Consider the following 19,565-nt stretch of genomic DNA (forward strand, 5'->3'; position numbering starts at 1 on the left):
CGATGGCTGTGTATAATGCACGCCGCAAAAGTGCCAGAGAGGTTAATGTGTCTACTGATAATAATTTGTCTTCTGAATGTGATTCGCCGGCTGAATACAGTGATGAGTACTGGATGCAGCGCGCGTTGGCATTAGCATTACGCGCGCAAGAAGAGGGCGAAGTACCGGTAGGGGCAATATTGGTGCTGGATAATCAGGTGATTGGCGAAGGTTGGAACCGGCCGATTCGAGATAATGACCCCACAGCGCATGCTGAAATCATGGCGCTACGCCAGGGCGGGCGGGCAGTACAAAATTACCGCTTAATAGATGCCACCTTATACGTCACTCTGGAACCTTGCGTGATGTGTGCCGGTGCCATGGTGCATAGCCGAATCCGCCGCTTAGTGTATGGCGCAAATGATCTGAAAACCGGTGCTGCCGGATCACTGCTGGATATCTTGCGTCATCCAGGGATGAATCATCAGATAGAGGTGTGTTCAGGCGTGCTAGCTGACGCCTGTTCCCACCAGTTGAGTGCATTCTTCCGCCAGCGTCGTGAACAGCAAAAAGCCTTGAAGCGTGCTGTAACTGATAATAAATGACTTAATTATTGATTGACCAACCGGGCCCAACCACCGGATAAGCTTTGCCCAGTTCTGCTTCAATAGCCGCATGTTGGGCTGCTTTCTTCTCTTTTTCCTGCAAATATCCCACTAAACTGACCTGATAACGACGAATGTTTTCGACATAATTATAGGCTTCATGCCCGCGAGCATAGCCATAAGTGGTGCTTGGGTAGTAGCGCTTTTGGCTCAACATCGGCAGCCGCATTTTGACATCAACCCAGCTATCCGGATTGCCATTCTGATTTTTGGTCAAGCGGCGGGCATCCAGCATATGACCATAACCCAAGTTATAGGCCGCCAATGCAAACCAGATTCGCTCATCTTCCGGGATGGTGTCGGGTACTTTTTGCATCAGTCGCTGCAAGTATATCGAACCACCTTTAATGCTCTCCTCGGGATCAACCCGATCTTTGACCCCTAACCCACTGGCGGTGGCGCGGGTTAACATCATCAGACCTCGAACCCCGGTGGGCGAGGTTGCTTGCGGGTTCCAGTGAGATTCCTGATAAGCAATTGCGGCCAATAACCTCCAGTCGATTTCGCCCGCATGTTTTTCAAACAGCGGCTGGAAAGAGGGCAATACATTGTCGATGGCAGAGAGGAAAGTTTTGGTGTCGACATAATCAAAGCTGCCGACATGGCCCAGATATTTTTCCTCCAGACGCGCCAAACTGCCGTCTTCTACCATCTGGCTGTAGAAGTCGAGCATGGCTGCATACAGGCTGTCATCATTGCTTTGCTGGAAATACCAGGTTACTGGCTCTTCATCCGTGACGTCGAAAGCCACCGCCAATTGCGGATGGATGCGTTGCAGTAGGGCAATGGTGACTGAGTCGCCAAGGGTATAGTCGAGCTTACCGTCGGCAACTTGCTCCAGTAGCTCTTTTCCGGAACGGTCAATGGATGAACCCCAGTTAAGATCCGGATATTTGGTCTGTTTAAGCTGCTTCAAGGTGGTCATATGGGCCGAGCCGGAGGCCACAATCAACTGACCTTTTAAATCACTGAATGATTTTGGTCGTGGCTGACCCAGCCGATACACCAATTGTTGCGATACAGAATAGTAGGCAGGGCCGGTGCGCGCCCGGTTAAGGCGTTCACTATTATAAATCAGCCCGGCGGCCAGCATGTCAGCATCATCGCTATCTAAAGCATCAAACAAATCGTTAATATTATGCTGTGGGGTCATCACCAACTTCACCCCTAGGTAGTCAGCAAAACGTTTTGCCAGCTCATAGTCGAGACCGGAAGGGCCATCCTTTCCGGTAGAGTAAATCAGTGGTGAACTTATTGTGCTAACTCGTAGTTCACCACGGGCTTTTATACGGTCCAGTTGCCCCTCCTGGCCATTGCGCCAAGGAATATTGGGCCACAGCGCGAGAGCCAGAAGGATGGCAACTACACCGATAACAAAGTAATTTAATTTTATGCGCGTCAAATAGTTATCTCTCGGCAGCGCTCTTTATATGTGTGTCGTAAAGCAGAAATCGACATGGTTAAATCCCCAGTGGAGTGGCATTTTGCGCAACAAATCGTCAGTGTGCAACTTTATTGCGTGCTTATTTATCTGCTATTCGATGCATATCGCTGGCAGAGGTTTCTTACGCAATTATTAATAATAGATACGCAAACGGTTTCGTCGGAGGCTTAGATTCACTATAATGGCGCGCGTTTTCCCCTGTTGCGCCCAATGAAGTGCTGTTCCAGTCGCTTCGAAGACGAGAGAAACTTAGATTATGGAAATACTGCGTGGTTCGCCCGCTTTGTCGGCTTTTCGCATTACCAAACTGCTGTCCCGTTGCCAGGACGCTAACCTGCCGGTTGATGATATCTACGCCGAATATGTTCACTTTGCCGATGTCAGCGCCCCACTGAGTGCTGATGAACACGCCAGACTCCAGCGGCTGCTTCAATATGGGCCATCTCTCCCTGAACATGCGCCGCAAGGGCGTCTATTACTGGTGACGCCAAGACCGGGGATAATCTCTCCGTGGTCTTCCAAAGCGACGGATATTGCACATAACTGTGCTTTGCCACAGGTTCTGCGTTTGGAGCGCGGTCTGGCTTTCTATATCCAGAGCCCAGATCTGAATGACAGCCAATGGCAACAATTATCAGCACTGCTGCATGACCGCATGATGGAAACGGTCTTCACCGATTTGCAGCAAGCCGAGCAACTGTTCTCTCATCATCAGCCAGCCCCGGTACAACGGGTGGATATTTTGGCTCAAGGTCGCAGTGCACTGGAGCAGGCTAACGCTAAATTGGGCCTGGCACTGGCACCGGATGAAATCGATTATCTGCTGGCCGCCTTTACTGGCCTTGGGCGCAACCCAACAGATATTGAGCTGTATATGTTTGCTCAGGCCAACTCTGAGCACTGCCGGCATAAAATTTTTAATGCGGATTGGATAATTGACGGTGTGGCTCAGCCTAAAACACTGTTTAAAATGATTAAAAATACCTTTGAACATACACCGGATTACGTGCTGTCTGCTTATAAAGACAATGCGGCGGTGATGGAAGGTTCTCAGGTTGGGCGCTTCTTTGCCGCACCGGAAAACGGTGTTTATGGCTACCATCAGGAAGCGGCACATATCCTGATGAAAGTTGAAACCCATAACCACCCAACGGCAATTTCACCGTGGCCGGGTGCTGCTACCGGTTCTGGTGGTGAAATCCGTGATGAGGGTGCCACCGGGCGTGGTGCAAAACCTAAAGCTGGATTGGTGGGTTTCTCGGTTTCTAACTTGCGTATCCCAGGCTTTGAACAGCCGTGGGAAGAGAATTTCGGCAAGCCGGACCGCATTGTGACTGCGCTGGATATCATGACCGAAGGCCCATTGGGCGGCGCGGCATTTAATAACGAATTTGGTCGTCCGGCGCTGCTGGGCTACTTCCGTACCTATGAAGAGCGCGTCAACAGCCATAACGGCACTGAGTTGCGTGGCTACCATAAGCCAATCATGTTGGCTGGTGGGATTGGTAATATCCGAGCTGACCATGTGCAAAAAGGCGAGATAGTGGTCGGTGCCAAGCTGGTGGTGCTCGGTGGTCCGTCGATGAATATCGGTTTGGGCGGCGGTGCAGCCTCTTCCATGGCCTCTGGCCAATCAGATGCGGATCTGGATTTTGCTTCAGTCCAGCGCGATAACCCAGAAATGGAACGTCGTTGTCAGGAAGTGATCGACCGCTGCTGGCAGTTAGGTGACCATAACCCGATTCTGTTTATTCATGACGTTGGCGCGGGCGGCTTGTCTAATGCCATGCCGGAGTTGGTCAGCGATGGTGGCCGTGGTGGTCGCTTTGAGCTACGCGACATCCTTAACGACGAGCCGGGCATGAGCCCGCTGGAAGTGTGGTGTAACGAATCTCAGGAACGTTATGTTCTGGCAGTTGCTCCTGCGCAGATGGCGCAATTTGATGAGATTTGCCGCCGTGAACGTGCTCCTTATGCGGTTATCGGTGAAGCCACCGAAGAGATGCATCTGACCCTGAATGACCGCCATTTCGACAATCAGCCAATCGATATGCCGCTGGATGTGCTGTTAGGTAAAACCCCGAAAATGCTGCGCGATGTTACCCGCCTTCAGGCTCAGGGTGAGGCACTGCAACGGACTGAAATCAGCATTGCTGATGCAGTAAAACGTATTATGCATTTGCCAGCGGTGGCGGAGAAAACCTTCCTGATCACCATTGGCGACCGCACTGTAACCGGTATGGTGACTCGTGATCAGATGGTAGGTCCATGGCAGATTCCGGTGGCTGACTGTGCAGTCACCAGTGCCAGTCTGGACAGTTACTATGGTGAAACGATGTCATTGGGTGAACGTGCGCCAGTGGCCTTGCTGGACTTCGCCGCCTCTGCCCGTCTGGCTGTGGGTGAAGCACTGACTAACATTGCTGCGACCCAAATTGGCGAACTCAAACGCATTAAATTGTCGGCTAACTGGATGTCCGCAGCCGGGCATCCGGGGGAAGATGCTGGCTTGTATGAAGCAGTACGCGCCGTGGGTGAAGAGTTATGTCCAGCGCTGGATATTACCATCCCGGTGGGCAAAGACTCTATGTCGATGAAAACCCGCTGGCAGGAAGGTGACGAGCAGCGCGAAATGACGTCGCCGCTGTCACTGGTGATTACCGCATTTGCTCGTGTCGAAGATGTCCGCCATACCGTCACACCGCAATTGCGTACGGATAAGGGTGATAATGCCCTGTTGCTGATTGATTTAGGCGCAGGTCACAATGCTCTGGGGGCCACCGCACTGACACAGGTTTATCGTCAGCTCGGGGATAAACCTGCTGATGTGCGCGATGTGCAGCAATTGGCTGGCTTCTTCAATGCGATGCAGCGTTTGGTTGCCGATCAGGCTCTGTTGGCGTATCACGACCGCTCTGATGGTGGTTTGCTGGTAACTCTCGCTGAAATGGCCTTTGCCGGTCATTGTGGTGTACAAGCGGATATTCAGGCCTTAGGTGATGATACTCTGGCTGCGCTGTTTAACGAGGAACTGGGCGCAGTGATTCAGGTGCGTGCCGAGCAACAAGCCGCGGTAGAAAAAGTGCTGGCAGACCATGGTTTGGCGAACTGTGTTCACTATCTGGGCCGTGCTGTTGAGGGGGATAGTTTTGATATCCGCAGTGATACTGAGGTGGTATACAGCGAAAAACGTAGCACTCTGCGCTTATGGTGGGCTGAAACCACTTGGCAGATGCAGCGTCTGCGTGATAACCCAGACTGCGCCGATCAAGAACATCAGGCGAAACAGGATGAACGTGACCCTGGCTTGAATGTGAAACTGACCTTTGATCCTGCCGAAGATATTGCTGCACCTTATATCATCAAGCAGGCGCGACCAAAAGTCGCGGTGCTACGTGAGCAAGGGGTTAACTCCCATGTTGAGATGGCGGCCGCCTTCCACCGTGCCGGTTTTGATGCGGTCGATGTGCATATGAGTGACTTGCTGGCGGGGCGCACGGACTTGCAATCCTTCCAGACTTTAGTGGCTTGTGGTGGTTTCTCTTACGGCGACGTACTGGGGGCTGGGGAAGGCTGGGCGAAGTCCATTTTGTTCAATAACCGCGTGCGTGATGAGTTTGAAGCTTTCTTCCAGCGCCCTGAAACACTGGCTCTGGGGGTTTGTAACGGTTGCCAGATGATGTCTAATTTGCGCGAGCTTATCCCCGGTGCTGAGCACTGGCCACGTTTTGTCCGTAACCTGTCTGATCGCTTTGAAGCACGTTTCAGTCTGGTTGAAGTGGCCAATAGCCCATCACTGTTTATGCAGGATATGGCCGGCTCCCGTATGCCAATTGCTGTTTCACATGGTGAAGGGCGAGTGGAAGTCCGTGATGCTGCACATTTGGCAACATTAGAACAGAGCAATCTGGTGGCATTGCGCTTTGTGAATAACCAAGGTGTGGTAACCGAGCAATACCCAGCTAACCCGAATGGTTCAGCTCATGGTATTACGGCGGTGACCAGTGTTAGTGGTCGTGCAACCGTGATGATGCCGCATCCTGAGCGTGTTTTCCGTACTGTGAGTAACTCATGGCATCCGGAAGAGTGGGGTGAGGATAGCCCGTGGATGCGCATGTTCCGTAATGCACGTAAGCAATTGGGTTAATCAATGGAGGGGGCATTACGCCCCCTTTTTTTCGTATGCGATTCTTCATTATTTATGGAATAATTATGGTGTGAGCCATTTCTTTCATCTGCTTTTTATTATCAATAATCTCAATAATGAATTGATATGTCCCTGGTTGAACATTGAGCATTTTTAAATTCACCTCTTTTTTGCTGTTATTAACAAAACCAGTCTCATTATCCATTTCAATATTGTTACTGTTGAAGATAGATGCGTTGTAATTTAACATTGCTTCTGATTCCAGCGAAAATGAAATGCCATATTCATAAATTTCCGCATGATAAAATGAATAATTTAAAGTGAGAGTAAAGTCAGGGAAGTCATCATGGCTATTATAATTAATTAAATAACGACTATCATGGCTTATCGCGGGTAGATATGTCTGGCCAGTATTAATGAAGTTGTGGGGTGTTATTGTACTGAAAGCCTTATCTAGGCTCGATGCCGATGGGGGAGCGAAAAGGACAAAACTGGAAAGTAAAAGGGCAGTGGTTTTTAGCATAGTTATATTCCTTTGTATGATAATGCAATATTAATAAGACAAATCCTCACTGGTCATATTCGTTAATGCCATATAGTAAGTTTTAATCACAAGTTGATGCTGCGTATTTAATGATGTCACCACTAACCGATAGTTTCCGGCGGAAAAATCCTCTAATAGTAAAGTCATCCCCTTGGCACGATTATTAATCAGTGTGGCAGTTTGCGCTTTTTCATTGTTATATTGATCGTAGATATAAACTGTGATCAGTAAATTCTCTTGCGTTGTTACCGTCATGGGAATTTCCCCCTGACTATTTTCGAGCCAATAGTTTGTTTGAATGCCATATACAGAAAAGTTATCAGAGCTGGGGTTTTTACTGAATGACATCAGGTTTACATGGAGGTAATCGAGGGGAGGCGGTTGGGCGGTGGCAAAGAAACTTGTCAGCAGCGTACCGATCAAAGCGATATAGCTGATTTGCATATGAGTACCTTCCTAATAATAGGTCAGTGAAACTCCGTCACCTCTATGGGCATGAGCCGTTGTTGGTGTTCTGAACTTTGGCGACCTGTTCATCAGCGACCAGAGCCAGATAATGAGCGTGACTCATTTGCTGCAGTGATTAAATCTCATAATTTATAACGTGATAATTATTTAATCAGTTGCCTGTCGCGTGAAGTAAGGGCTGATAGTGAAAGAGAAACAGGACGGTAATATCAGACCTAACTTTAATTAATTATCTGATTTTAAAGGTTATTAATTTTTTGTCGGGAAATTGCGACAACAGAGATATTAACTGTCTCAAAAAAGAGACATTTAACTAATTGATTTATAGCTACTTTATTTTAATGGGTATTGTGTGTCGGGTAATAGCGACAAAAGCGGGGTTAATCACTCGATTTGACTAATGTGTTTATGGCTAAAATTTGTTGATAAATTTTATTTTCATTAATAATCAATGTCTTAATTTATTTTCATCAGAATTGGCACGCTACCTGCATTATCTCTATCAGTTGCTCATTCACTTTTTATGATAGTCCCGCCGTAAAGCGGAATATGCGCTTCATAAGCCACCGAATGATGCCTAAGACTGGTGCCTATCGTCCACCTAAACCGATATTGTGTGAATGCACATTATCAAACATCGGACGACACGTTGAGTGAGGCGCCGCCTATGTCCTACTGTGATGAATGGTTCATCAATTTTGGACATGTCTGGATGCTATTCGTCTCATCCTCCCGATGATTGCCTCGGCTTCATCAAACTGGAGACGATGTTTAAGGGCATCCACATATTCTGCGACGGGGCAATTTATTGCCCCGTTGTCACATCTGATGGTTGTAAAAGACAGTTATTTTAAGCTAGATAATGCTCTCCATTTTCGCTGCAACTTATTATAAAAGCAGGTCTGATGATGATTCTGACGATAATGGACCAGGCACATTAATTAAAAGCACTTCGCTCAATGCCAAGTGCTTTTTTTTTATCTCTACTTTGGGTATGACGGCGTTAATTGGATAACAGGCATTGTAATCCTGACAAAGTCAGTTAGCATCACAACAGAATGATAGGTAATGAGATGATTTCGTTGAAAAGATGGCGTTTGTTCCCTCGGTCTTTACGTCAATTGGTGCTCATGGCGTTTCTGTTGGTGCTACTCCCTTTATTGGTGCTGGCATACCAGGCTTATCAAAGTCTTGACCACCTGAGTACCCAAGCGGCTGATATTAACCGCACTACGTTGGCTGATGCCCGGCGCAGTGAGGCTATGACCAGTGTGGCACTCGAAATGGAGCGCAGTTATCGTCAATACTGTGTATTAGATGATGCAACACTGGCCAAGCTCTATCAGCATCAGCGTAAACAGTATGCTCAGATGCTTGATACCCATGCACCTATCCTGCCTGATGCTCGTTATTACCAGACTCTGCGTGACCTGTTGACTCAACTTTCTGATATTCAATGTAAAAACAGTGGCCCGGAACAGAATGCTGCCATCTTGCTAGAGCAGTTTTCTCGCTCAAATGCTGAAATGGTGCAAGCCACCCGTGATGTTATCTTCTCTCGTGGTCAGCAATTACAGAAAGATATCGCCGAGCGTGGGCAATTCTTTGGCTGGCAATCCCTATTGCTGTTTTTGGTCAGTGTGCTGCTGGTGGTGTTATTCACCCGTATGATTATCGGGCCAGTTAAAGGCATTGAACGAATGATTAATCGTCTGGGAGAAGGGCGACCGCTGGGGAATACCGCCTTGTTCAAAGGGCCGCGTGAGTTACGTTCATTAGCACAACGTATTATTTGGCTTAGTGAACGTTTAGCCTGGCTAGAATCACAACGTCATGAGTTCTTGCGCCATATCTCGCATGAGTTGAAAACGCCATTAGCCAGTATGCGCGAAGGAACCGAATTGTTAGCCGATGAGGTTGCCGGGCCATTGACTCAAGATCAAAAAGAGGTGGTTGCTATCCTGGATAACAGTAGCCGCCATCTACAATTATTGATTGAGCAATTATTAGACTATAACCGCAAGTTGGCTGATGGCCCCGGTGAACTTGAAAATGTTGAACTGGTCGAAATGGTCGAAGATGTGATTGCGGCCCACAGTCTGCCAGCCCGAGCAAAGATGATTCGTACTGAGACGGATCTTCAGGCGGACATTTGTTGGGCAGATCCAACATTATTGATGCGAGTATTAGATAATCTCTACTCCAATGCGGTGCACTATGGCGAGGAATCCGGTACCATTTGGATTCGTAGCCGTCAGGTGAATAACCGCGTGCAAATTGATATCGCTAATACTGGGGCGTCGATCCCGGTATCAGAAGAAACCATGATATTTGAGCCTTTTTTCCAGGGAAGCCATCAGCGAAAAGGGGCCGTCAAAGGCAGCGGGTTGGGGCTGAGTATTGCTCAGGACTGTATCAAACGTATGCAGGGCGACTTGCAATTGGTGTCCGTTGATTACGCCCCAGTCTGTTTCCGTATTGAATTGCCATTAACCGCTGAGAATGAATAAATAATGTACAAATGGTCTATGGGTAGCATCATTAAAAAGACCGCCTTTTTAACATCAACAACCTCAACTGCGGCAGTTATGCCTGCGGGCAGGATGGGTTCGAGTATTTTTTGGCGAGCTTTATTGCTGGCCCCTCTATTACTGACAGGGTGTAGTGATAATCCGAGCGCTGGCCGTTTTTCGCAGGCGGTCCAAATGGTGATACCGGAAACGAAAATCGTCGATTATCGAACCTTGTCCTGTGATGTACTGTGGGATCTTGATGATAAAGAGACACTTGAAAACTCCCTCTACTGGTTAAGAGCGATGGATTGTGCTGAGCGACTGGGCTCAACTCAAGCACGGGCATTAGCGAAAACATTACCGGTAGTGACATGGTCAGCCGCCTTTAAACAGGGCATTTTGCTGAGCAGCTCGGAGCCGTCAATTGCGGAGCGTCGTCAGGTGGTTGAACGGCTGAACAGTTATAGCCAAAGCTTCCCTGGTGCGGTACGCCCACTGATTCAACTATGGCGTGAGCAGCAGGTTCTGCGCATCTCGCTGGCGGAAGAGCGCACGCGCTATCAGCGCCTGCAAGAGGAATCAGACGCACAGATTGATAGGCTGCGGGAGAGCCAGGTTCGCTTGCAATACAACTTGCTGGACACCACCCGTAAGTTAGAAAACCTAACGGACATTGAGCGCCAGCTTTCATCGCGCAAGCAGCTACAAAATGAAATTCCTGAGACTGATGCTGATAGCAAAGCCCCCGCATCAGCGGTGCCGAAACCTCAGCCCAAAGTGGAGCCAGTCAAACCTGCTGAAGTTAAACCGGTAGAAAACAAACCGCTAGAGGCTAAACCAGCTGAAACCAAGCCTGCGGAAAACAAACCCGCGGAGGCCAAACCAACTGAAACTAAGCCAGCGGAAGCTAAACCTGCAGAACCTCAGATAGAGAGTAAACCTGCGCCGCAATCGGTAGAAAAACCGGCTGATACTTACACACCACCAGTCGTACCGCCAACGGATGTCCCACCTGTGACTAATAAGGAATCCCATGACGCCACGCAAACCGGCCAATCTACTGCTGGTTGATGACGACCCCAGCTTACTTAAGCTGCTGGGGATGCGTTTAACCAGTGAAGGTTTTAATGTCACCACCGCTGAAAGCGGGCAGGAAGCATTGCGTCTGTTACTGCGTGAGAAGATTGATTTAGTTATCAGTGACTTACGGATGGATGAAATGGACGGTATGGCCCTGTTTGCTGAAATCCAGAAGCATCAACCGGGTATGCCGGTGATTATTTTGACCGCCCACGGCTCAATTCCGGATGCTGTCGCTGCCACTCAGCAGGGGGTGTTTAGTTTTCTGACTAAACCAGTGGATCGCGATGCTTTATATAAAGCTATCGATGCAGCTTTAGAGCTTTCTATTCCTGCCGGAGATGATACCTGGCGTGAAGAGATCGTGACCCGCAGCCCGGTGATGTTGCGCTTGCTTGAGCAGGCTAAAATGGTGGCGCAATCTGATGTCAGCGTACTGATTAATGGGCAAAGTGGCACCGGTAAAGAGGTGCTGGCTCAAGCTATTCATGCTGCCAGCCCACGGGCAAAAAAAGCGTTTATCGCGATAAACTGTGGCGCATTACCCGAACAGTTACTGGAATCAGAACTCTTTGGGCATGCTAAAGGGGCGTTTACCGGGGCGGTGAGTAGCCGTGAAGGGCTATTTCAGGCTGCTGAAGGTGGCACACTGTTTCTGGATGAAATCGGCGATATGCCGCTGTCTTTGCAGGTGAAACTGCTGCGAGTATTGCAAGAGCGAAAAGTGCGTCCATTGGGCAGCAACCGTGATCTAAGTATTGATGTGCGCGTGATTTCAGCCACCCACCGTGACTTGCCAAAAGCGATGGCAAAGAATGAATTTCGTGAAGATCTCTACTATCGTTTGAATGTCGTCAATCTAAAAATTCCGGCGCTACATGAGCGCTCAGAAGATATTCCGCTGCTGGCTAATCATTTGTTACGTGAATCAGCCAAACGCCATAAGCCCTTTGTCCGTAGCTTCTCAACTGATGCCATGAAACGGCTGATGACCGCCAGTTGGCCAGGTAACGTGCGCCAGTTGGTGAACGTAATTGAACAATGTGTGGCATTAACCTCAGCCCCGGTTATCAGTGAAGCGCTGGTTGAACAGGCGCTGGAAGGGGAAAACACGGCATTACCGACCTTTGTCGAGGCACGTAATCAATTCGAGTTGAATTATTTGCGTAAACTACTGCAAATCACCAAAGGCAATGTGACTCAGGCGGCACGGATGGCTGGGCGTAACCGGACTGAATTTTACAAACTGTTGTCACGCCATGAGCTAGATGCTAATGATTTTAAAGAATAATAGCGGTTGTTAACCACCTCTATTGTTCCCTGACAAAACAGAGTTTAAATACAAATGAGCAGAAAACTTTCCATTGCACTAGCCCAGTTGAATTGGCTGGTCGGCGATATCGAAGGCAACACTGAACGTATGTTGCAAACCTTACATGAGCAGCAGAAGGCGGGAGCCGATCTGGTCATGTTTTCCGAGCTGGCTCTGTCGGGGTATCCGCCCGAAGATCTGCTGTACCGTAATGATTTCTATCAACGCTGCGAAGCACAACTGGATCGTTTGCAGGCGGCGGCGCAGCAAACGGCGGTGTTGGTCGGGCATCCATGGCGCGAAGAGGGCAATCTCTATAATGCACTGTCGCTGTTTGCTGATGGCAAATTGCAAGCGCGCTATTTCAAGCAGCAATTACCCAACTACGGTGTTTTCGACGAGAAACGCTACTTCTCTGCTGGCCATGATACCTGCGTGGTGGAGCTAAAAGGCTACCGTTTGGGCCTGCTTATTTGTGAAGATCTCTGGTTTGATGGCCCGATAGATGCGGTCAAAGCGGCTGGCGCAGAAGTGGTGCTGTCGATCAATGCCTCGCCGTATAACCGCGAAAAACCCTATGTTCGCAAAACCCTAATGGCTGCCCATTGCCAGCGTACCGGCTTGCCACTGGTGTATCTCAACCAGATTGGTGGGCAGGATGAGCTGATTTTTGATGGCTGTTCTAAAGTATTTGATGCTGCGGGCAATATGACTCATCGCTTGGCGGCCTTTGCTGAACAAACCACGCTGTTGCAGTTTAATGAGTGTGAAGTCGTGCCGATGATGGCGCCAGCCGCAGAGCTACCCCCACTGGCGCAAGTCTATGAAGCACTGGTATTGGCGGTGCGTGATTACGTCACTAAAAATGGGTTTAATGGCGCGGTTCTGGGCCTTTCCGGTGGGATTGACTCGGCACTAACATTGGCCATTGCTGTCGATGCGCTAGGTAAAGATAAGGTCCAGGCATTGATGATGCCGTTCCGTTACACCGCAGATATCAGCATTGCTGATGCTAAAGAAGAAGCTGAAATTCTGGGCATCGAATTTGATGTGCTCTCCATCGAGCCGATGTTTGATGCTTTTATGGGCCAATTATCGCCGATGTTTGCTGGCACTGCGCGTGATACGACGGAAGAAAATCTTCAGGCGCGTTGTCGTGGCGTGGTGTTGATGGCCTTGTCGAACAAGCGCCGCAGCATTGTATTAACCACCGGTAACAAAAGCGAAATGGCGGTAGGCTACGCCACACTGTACGGTGATATGGCCGGTGGTTTTGATGTCCTGAAAGATGTGCCCAAGACGTTGGTATTCAAATTATCAGAATATCGCAATACCGTTTCATATGTGATTCCGCAACGGGTTATCACCCGGCCACCTTCTGCGGAGCTGGCGCCTGATCAGAAAGATGAGGATAGCCTGCCACCTTATGATATTTTGGACGCTATTCTCCAAGGGTATGTCGAACAGGATAAGTCAGTGGCTGATTTGGTTGCTGACGGTTTTGATGAAACTATCGTGCGTAAAGTCATCCGCCTGGTAGATATCAATGAATACAAACGGCGTCAGTCAGCTGTTGGGCCGCGTATCACCGCCCGCAATTTTGGCAAAGATAGACGCTATCCGATTACATCAGGCTTTGGCCGCAAGAATTGGTAAAAACAGGGATTCACCATGAAAAAAATTGACGCGATTATTAAGCCATTCAAACTCGATGATGTCCGTGAGGCACTGGCTGAAGTCGGTATCACCGGGATGACGGTAACAGAAGTTAAAGGTTTTGGCCGCCAGAAAGGGCATACCGAGCTGTATCGTGGTGCTGAGTATATGGTGGATTTCCTACCAAAAGTGAAAATTGAAATTGTTGTTGCTGACGATATTGTGGATACCTGCGTAGACGCGATTATGCAAACTGCCCAGACCGGTAAAATTGGTGACGGTAAAATCTTTGTCTTTGATGTTTCACGTGTGGTGCGTATTCGTACCGGTGAACAAGACGAAGAAGCGATTTAAGTTCTGCCCGTCATACAGTAAAAAGCCCGTTTCGTTTTGCGACGAACGGGCTTTTTAACGTTATATCTCTTGCGGGATTAGGCAGGAACAAATAGCCCCAGCCAATAGAACAGGTTAAGCACAATACCGGTGATAATGACCGCCACCACAGGGGCAGCAATTTTCATGACCGGGCGGCCAATAGCTTCATTGAGGAAATACAGCGCTGTCGTGATAGTAAAACCGGTATAACCGGCCATTTTGATCGATGCAAAAATCGCCCCGATTAACAGTGCATATTCCATCAGCAAGTTCATGGCGTTACGAATATTGTCGGAGGCATTACGCACCGAAGGGAAGCGGCCCAGCCACTTGCCGATTGAGCGCAACATCAACACTTCCAGCGATATTACAACCGCGCCAATTATCCCTGCCAGCAATGGGTTAGGGACCAAATAACCGACCACAAACACAAATGTGAAGCCCGCAACTGCATATACACCCGTCGCCAGCGCAGTGGTGGCTATCAATGGCACAAAACCGAGGCCACGCATAAACTCGGCCAATGATGCTTGATGGATTAATGCTAATGACTCTTCTGGTGTGATACCCGGCGCATAGGCTTTAGCCAGGGTGTAAATCGACACTTCACTACCGCCGAATATCTTCATACTTGCTACTGCAGAAATTAACCCGCCGACAATCGCCAGCATGGGCAAATTTTTAATTATTCGCTGGGTTCGCTCTTCGAAAACAGAGTGCCCGCCACCACCTCCCAGGTGGGTTTTGGCCCGTAAATCTTGTGCGATGGCGATACCGATAAGCAGAATCATACCGACAAAAATTTCAATAGATTCAGGGAATAGGCCGGTGAAACGGGTGATAAGTAAGCGAGTCAGCAGCACGATAAAGGCGGAAACAACGGCAGTTTTCCAGCCAAATTGATAGAAAATAGCCACTAGAGGGAACAGGGCAAAGGCGGAAATCACCGGGCTACTCAGTTCCCCCAGAGAGCCAATAAAGTTCACCGGTAATGAGGTCAGGGCGGTGTTGACTGCGGGCAAGCTGGTAAGAGCCAAAATACCCCAAGCGGCACCCAGCGCGAAGGCCAGATAGCTATTGATCGCCAATACGCCAATGATGTCTGTCGGCAGGAACAGTAACCAAGAGTTAAGCAGGCCGGTGGAGAGGGTAAATGAGATACCGACGGATGCAATAAAGCCAACACTCAGGCCAAAAGCGATACTGCCTGCTTCACGGCGGCTCATGTTACCTTCAACCAATTGCGGAAGAATAGGACGAATGCCGTCATGGAACACGGCGACAGAACGGTGAGAAAGCAGCGCGGTCATCCCTGTCAACAAGGCAACCACGACAATATGAATATAATCCACGGTGGTCCCCTTAGCGCAGTTGCGTAATCAGCAGCGGGATAGCATGTTCAATATGTTCGACCGACAAGCCAAACGCCACTTTGCCTTCAGTGACAAACTTATCGATTTGCTCAGGTTTTGCTTTAATACCGGGCTTAGCAATAGTGGCACTTTTGTTATAACCAATGATCGCGATAGCCATTGATAATGCGGCCCCAGCACCGGTATTACAGGCACCGATATAATAATCCAACTGGCCTTCTTTGACTTTTATGGCGGCATCCATATCCGAGAGAATAAATGTCTCGAAAGTATTCGGTGCCGTCCGCTCAATCATTTCGCGTATTAACTCTCGTTGCAGCCCGGCAATGCCAATCTTCTTCATAATCACTTTCCTTGCGTCTTGAAAAATTTATTAGGATTGTGGCGTAACATCATTTCCACCTGATCGTGGGAAATCCCTGCGGCCAGTAACATGGGAACAAACGAATCAACTAAATAGCTAAATCCACTGCCGCCATTGGCTTTTAAATGTGAACGACGGGTGATATCCATTGAAAGCATGACTCTATCTAATAGCCCATGTTCGGCGAGAGTGACTAACATGGCGACACGGCGCTCATCCGGGAAATAGCTATTTTTACCAATGGTATCGAATTGGACATACACGCCCATATCGATCATTTTCATAATAAGGTCTGGCTGTTCTTTCAGGTCACAATGGCCAATAACCACTCGATCCAGTGGGACCGCATGCTGCTTGAGCAGGGCTATTTGTTGTAACCCCATGGTACTAAAACTGGTATGGGTAGATATAGAAAGGCCAGTGGCATGGTGAGCCAGCGCCGCGGCATGAAAGACTTTTGCTTCGTCAGGAGTAATCACTCCCTCACTGGTACCAATTTCAGCAATAACACCGGCTTTCAGTTCAGTTCCATCAATACCTATCTCAATTTCATCAATCATGGTCTGTGCCAATTGTTGCGCGCTACTCTCGCGCACCATCGGCGGATAGAAACTATCGGTGTAATATCCGGTTGAAGCGATAACGTTTATGCCACTGTCGCGCATCAAATTCAATAAAAACTGCGGGTTGCGGCCCATATATCGATTGGTGACTTCGACGATATTTGTCACACCTTTACTGACTAATTCACGCATTTCGGCGCAAATGGGCTGATATTGGTCCAATCGACAGTCCAGATTATTTTTAAATCCGGACAAATCAATATGAAGATGTTCGTGGGCGTAGGTATATCCATTGGGATTGATCATCGGGCAGGCTCCGAAGAAAGTCAGTCATTATACGAAAGATTAATTCTATTAGTATCACTTACTATTCCGGCAACTTATTACCCTGGCTGTCATAGCGGCCAATTATGCGCGGGTTTCCACTTTGGATGCCATCAATCAAAACAACGTCACTGCGGGTGACAAATATTTGGGTGCGGAAACACATAATAACCGGGCTGCTGACCGGAAACTGTCCAGCGAGTCGCAGGCAATAATCGATACTGTCATCATCAATCGGTAATATCGTGCTTTGGCTAAATTGGTTATCGTGCCAAATCAATGCATTCTGCAAATGGCCGCGACGGTAGTGGCCGCCACCAAATAAATAACTGTTATTCGCAAAGTGATGAGAAATCTCAGACAGATAGAGCATGGATATCTGTTCTGGTTGGTTGCCATGCTGATTGGCGGGAATGGTGCCGGTGAGGGCATGGCCTGGTTCGCTGTGTGTCACCCCCCATTGAGCCAATTGAGGCAGGGTGGTGCAACTGGTTGCTGAGGGGGCATTCACCTGCTCAATACTCACCCCTTGTGCTTGTAAAATATTCCGTGCGGCCAGCAGGGTATGCATGTTGGCTGTTGGCGAGGTCCGCTGTGACTGGGTGTCATACAGCATGCAGGGAAAATGGGTTATCCCGACTAATCGTACCGCCGGCATCTCTCTCAAAGCAGCAATCACGGCGGGTAGCTGGCTTAATTCAAAACCGGCTTCCTGCCCGGCATATAATAAGTCGCCAGATTGGCAAACTTTCAGCATGAGTGGTTGGATAATATGTTGACGGTGGGCGGCTTGGGATATCTCCAGCGCTTTTTCTAATGAGAACACAGTAATGACTTCAGGCCGCTGACGGACAACCTCATCCACCATGCCAGAAGGTGGTTGGACCAAATGCCCAATATGAGCAACAGGAATTGCGTGGCGATAAAGCTGGCGTGCTTCTTTAAAATCAACGGCTACCATGCCCTGATAGCGTTCGCCCTGATATTGGCAGGCTAGCAGACGACGACATAACTGCGGATTTCGTCCAAATTGCTTGCTCATCAAATACAGTTTTATCTGGTAACGACTCGCTGTTTCAAGCAGCAGGCGAGCATTCGCTTCTGTCTGTTCAACATCGATGACATAGCTATCAGGAGAAATTTTTCCCTGGTGCCAAAAAGAAATCGCCGCGTCAATTAATTGAGTATTTTGTTTTAACAGGGTTTTTAAAAACATTTTATGTCCTGATTGTCCACGGCGTCACAGATTTAATTAAATTATCATTATTTTGAATATTTATTATAAAAGTACCCTGATGCTGTATTTCCAATAACTATGCCCTAAAAAATTAACTTAACGCAAAATGGGCATGTCACTGGAAAGGTATAGACCGTAAAGGTTGGCGAGTAAATATCCAATTTCATTTTCTGCTGGTTTTAGCGAAAAATAAGCCAAAAGATCCTGATTGATCTCACGAATATAGTGGATGTCTTCGCTTTGGGTAATTTCCGCTAAAATTGCTGGGTCCAGTGCATTAATCTCTTCACCTCGGCGGGTTCGCATCAATGCGTTTGCCATATGGGTAATGGCCATAACGCCTTGAGATCCATGAACCGGCAGCTGCCAAAAATGTTCTAACCGGTTGATAACCTGATCGAGCCCTTGGCCAATATCGGGGTCGATAACCCCTGACTGACACAGAATATTGAGACGCTCATCAATACAAATCTCCAAAGAGTGACCTCCAGAAAATAGTCCGGCTTATCGCCAGATTGTTATGATTAATAGCGAGGTTCTATCTCGCCATTCTGTACCGCCCGCTGGTGGTTAAGCAGCAATGTTTCATTAATGCCTTTTTCCAGCAGCAATTTTATCGGGTGATTATCAGGTCGGATAAGGATAACCGCCTGTGAAGCTTGGATATAACGCTCATCGCCCTGTAACTTGATGGCCTGCAAATCTTCATGGGGGATATTATCCGCCAGATTCCAAATCGCAGCATCGATATCACCACGGTTAATATGAGCAATACAATCACTATAAGGTAATTCGACTAACTCGATAGCTTGTCCGGCAAACTTAATCTCAGTCAGTAGGCATTGATCCGGTGAGCGCGGATCTAGCCCGACACGGCGGATATTATGTTGTTGACCACGACGACAAATCAGTTGATGGCCGTCCACGTAAGAGCCATTTCCCAGATTCAGAGCTAGTGACACTTTCCCTTGTGCCAGATAATTTTTTGCCGCCAAATGTGAGACAACAGCCATATCGTAAATACCATCTATCAGGCATTCGATACGCACTTCAGCGCCGCGCATATGGGCAAAATAAAGGGGAAGTAAGGTAAATTGTTGCCTTAAGCCGCTCGCCAGACCTTCATAAAGTTTGGTGTAGGGCAGTGGCATAGCACACACCATATTACCCAGATCGGCCTGTTGCAGTAACAGCGGCATATTCAGATCAATCAGCAAGGTTCCGTTGCGGCCTCGGCGTTCCACGATAATCGCATCATCGGCTTCCAGCACTTTTAATGCGTGCTGTACCACACCGACAGAGATACCGAAATCATCGGATAACTCATCTATGGTTTTTAGCCGATTACCGGGACGTTCGCCAATTAAATAGCGCGCCATGGAGACTAACGCCAACCCTTCTTTTTTTATGAATTTCTTACTCATGGTAGGTCAATTCAGCCTTAATTCACCCGGCAATACGTTCGGTTACCGAGTAATAAATAGTAAGGGGATAATTTTAGTCGCACGATAAATTTTCAGT

16 protein-coding genes are annotated in these 19,565 nt (G+C 48.3%); 7 read left to right on the plus strand and 9 right to left on the minus strand.

The window, feature by feature from the left end; all coding sequences use genetic code 11:
• The first annotated feature begins 8 nt into the window (after positions 1-8).
• A complete protein-coding gene (gene tadA, locus DJ58_RS17750; protein WP_004707960.1) occupies positions 9-584 on the plus strand; it encodes a tRNA adenosine(34) deaminase TadA in 576 nt (191 codons plus the stop codon).
• A 1-nt stretch (position 585) separates the two neighbouring features.
• Here the strand turns inward: tadA and mltF are convergent, their stop codons facing one another.
• Positions 586-2,046: a membrane-bound lytic murein transglycosylase MltF gene (mltF, locus tag DJ58_RS17745; protein ID WP_004707958.1), complete on the minus strand. Its 1,461-nt coding sequence runs from the start codon at positions 2,044-2,046 to the stop codon at positions 586-588.
• A gap of 298 nt (positions 2,047-2,344) precedes the next feature.
• Here mltF and purL point away from each other — a divergent pair, with 298 nt between their 5' ends.
• Positions 2,345-6,235 carry a phosphoribosylformylglycinamidine synthase gene (gene purL / locus DJ58_RS17740; protein WP_004707956.1) on the plus strand — a complete coding sequence of 1,297 codons (3,891 nt, stop codon included), beginning with the start codon at positions 2,345-2,347 and terminating at the stop codon, positions 6,233-6,235.
• 52 nt (positions 6,236-6,287) lie between these two features.
• On the opposite strand, the gene DJ58_RS17735 is transcribed toward purL, so the two are convergent.
• Positions 6,288-6,758 carry a hypothetical protein gene (locus DJ58_RS17735; RefSeq protein WP_004707955.1) on the minus strand — a complete coding sequence of 157 codons (471 nt, stop codon included), beginning with the start codon at positions 6,756-6,758 and terminating at the stop codon, positions 6,288-6,290.
• Positions 6,759-6,788: 30 nt separating this feature from the next.
• Positions 6,789-7,223, minus strand: a complete 435-nt coding sequence (locus DJ58_RS17730; RefSeq protein WP_004707953.1) for a hypothetical protein — start codon at positions 7,221-7,223, stop codon at positions 6,789-6,791.
• Between the two features lie 1,097 nt (positions 7,224-8,320).
• Here DJ58_RS17730 and DJ58_RS17725 point away from each other — a divergent pair.
• From DJ58_RS17725 to glnB, 5 genes are all read left to right on the plus strand, one after another.
• Entirely contained in the window at positions 8,321-9,757 is a 1,437-nt protein-coding gene (locus tag DJ58_RS17725; protein WP_032910731.1) for a sensor histidine kinase, read from the plus strand.
• Positions 9,758-9,835: 78 nt separating this feature from the next.
• Positions 9,836-10,831 (plus strand): two-component system QseEF-associated lipoprotein QseG, encoded by a 996-nt coding sequence (gene qseG / locus DJ58_RS17720; protein WP_074010233.1) that lies wholly within the window; start codon positions 9,836-9,838, stop codon positions 10,829-10,831.
• The gene (gene glrR, locus DJ58_RS17715; protein ID WP_032910729.1) at positions 10,794-12,131 is read left to right on the plus strand and encodes a two-component system response regulator GlrR; all 1,338 of its coding nucleotides are present in this window, start codon (positions 10,794-10,796) and stop codon (positions 12,129-12,131) included. The genes qseG and glrR overlap by 38 nt, the downstream gene beginning before the upstream one ends.
• 54 nt (positions 12,132-12,185) lie before the next feature.
• Complete coding sequence (locus tag DJ58_RS17710) at positions 12,186-13,808, plus strand: NAD+ synthase (RefSeq protein WP_004707945.1); 1,623 nt, start codon at positions 12,186-12,188, stop codon at positions 13,806-13,808.
• Between the two features lie 15 nt (positions 13,809-13,823).
• Positions 13,824-14,162 (plus strand): nitrogen regulatory protein P-II, encoded by a 339-nt coding sequence (gene glnB, locus DJ58_RS17705; protein WP_004707943.1) that lies wholly within the window; start codon positions 13,824-13,826, stop codon positions 14,160-14,162.
• Between the two features lie 77 nt (positions 14,163-14,239).
• Here glnB and DJ58_RS17700 read toward each other — a convergent pair whose 3' ends face one another.
• The 6 genes from DJ58_RS17700 to yhfZ form a co-directional block, all read right to left on the minus strand.
• Entirely contained in the window at positions 14,240-15,535 is a 1,296-nt protein-coding gene (locus DJ58_RS17700) for a YhfT family protein (RefSeq protein WP_004707942.1), read from the minus strand.
• A gap of 10 nt (positions 15,536-15,545) precedes the next feature.
• Positions 15,546-15,899 carry a DUF2620 domain-containing protein gene (locus DJ58_RS17695; protein WP_004707940.1) on the minus strand — a complete coding sequence of 118 codons (354 nt, stop codon included), beginning with the start codon at positions 15,897-15,899 and terminating at the stop codon, positions 15,546-15,548.
• A gap of 2 nt (positions 15,900-15,901) precedes the next feature.
• Positions 15,902-16,789 (minus strand): phosphotriesterase-related protein, encoded by an 888-nt coding sequence (locus DJ58_RS17690; protein WP_004707939.1) that lies wholly within the window; start codon positions 16,787-16,789, stop codon positions 15,902-15,904.
• Between the two features lie 61 nt (positions 16,790-16,850).
• A complete protein-coding gene (locus tag DJ58_RS17685; protein ID WP_004707936.1) occupies positions 16,851-18,023 on the minus strand; it encodes a YhfX family PLP-dependent enzyme in 1,173 nt (390 codons plus the stop codon).
• 117 nt (positions 18,024-18,140) lie between these two features.
• Complete coding sequence (locus DJ58_RS17680) at positions 18,141-18,521, minus strand: PRD domain-containing protein (protein WP_004707934.1); 381 nt, start codon at positions 18,519-18,521, stop codon at positions 18,141-18,143.
• A 47-nt stretch (positions 18,522-18,568) separates the two neighbouring features.
• Complete coding sequence (yhfZ, locus tag DJ58_RS17675; protein ID WP_004707933.1) at positions 18,569-19,468, minus strand: GntR family transcriptional regulator YhfZ; 900 nt, start codon at positions 19,466-19,468, stop codon at positions 18,569-18,571.
• Positions 19,469-19,565: the final 97 nt, after the last annotated feature.

This window comes from Yersinia frederiksenii ATCC 33641, from assembly GCF_000754805.1.
GTDB lineage: Bacteria > Pseudomonadota > Gammaproteobacteria > Enterobacterales > Enterobacteriaceae > Yersinia > Yersinia frederiksenii.

Bases quoted from the DNA above. Each gene is read 5' to 3' on its own strand.
- purL (WP_004707956.1), top strand. From the start codon at position 2,345: ATGGAAATACTGCGTGGTTCGCCCGCTTTGTCGGCTTTTCGCATTACC.
- DJ58_RS17735 (WP_004707955.1), bottom strand. From the start codon at position 6,758: ATGCTAAAAACCACTGCCCTTTTACTTTCCAGTTTTGTCCTTTTCGCT.
- DJ58_RS17730 (WP_004707953.1), bottom strand. From the start codon at position 7,223: ATGCAAATCAGCTATATCGCTTTGATCGGTACGCTGCTGACAAGTTTC.
- DJ58_RS17725 (WP_032910731.1), top strand. From the start codon at position 8,321: ATGATTTCGTTGAAAAGATGGCGTTTGTTCCCTCGGTCTTTACGTCAA.
- qseG (WP_074010233.1), top strand. From the start codon at position 9,836: ATGCCTGCGGGCAGGATGGGTTCGAGTATTTTTTGGCGAGCTTTATTG.
- glrR (WP_032910729.1), top strand. From the start codon at position 10,794: ATGACGCCACGCAAACCGGCCAATCTACTGCTGGTTGATGACGACCCC.
- DJ58_RS17710 (WP_004707945.1), top strand. From the start codon at position 12,186: ATGAGCAGAAAACTTTCCATTGCACTAGCCCAGTTGAATTGGCTGGTC.
- glnB (WP_004707943.1), top strand. From the start codon at position 13,824: ATGAAAAAAATTGACGCGATTATTAAGCCATTCAAACTCGATGATGTC.
- DJ58_RS17695 (WP_004707940.1), bottom strand. From the start codon at position 15,899: ATGAAGAAGATTGGCATTGCCGGGCTGCAACGAGAGTTAATACGCGAA.
- DJ58_RS17690 (WP_004707939.1), bottom strand. From the start codon at position 16,789: ATGATCAATCCCAATGGATATACCTACGCCCACGAACATCTTCATATT.
- DJ58_RS17685 (WP_004707936.1), bottom strand. From the start codon at position 18,023: ATGTTTTTAAAAACCCTGTTAAAACAAAATACTCAATTAATTGACGCG.
- yhfZ (WP_004707933.1), bottom strand. From the start codon at position 19,468: ATGAGTAAGAAATTCATAAAAAAAGAAGGGTTGGCGTTAGTCTCCATG.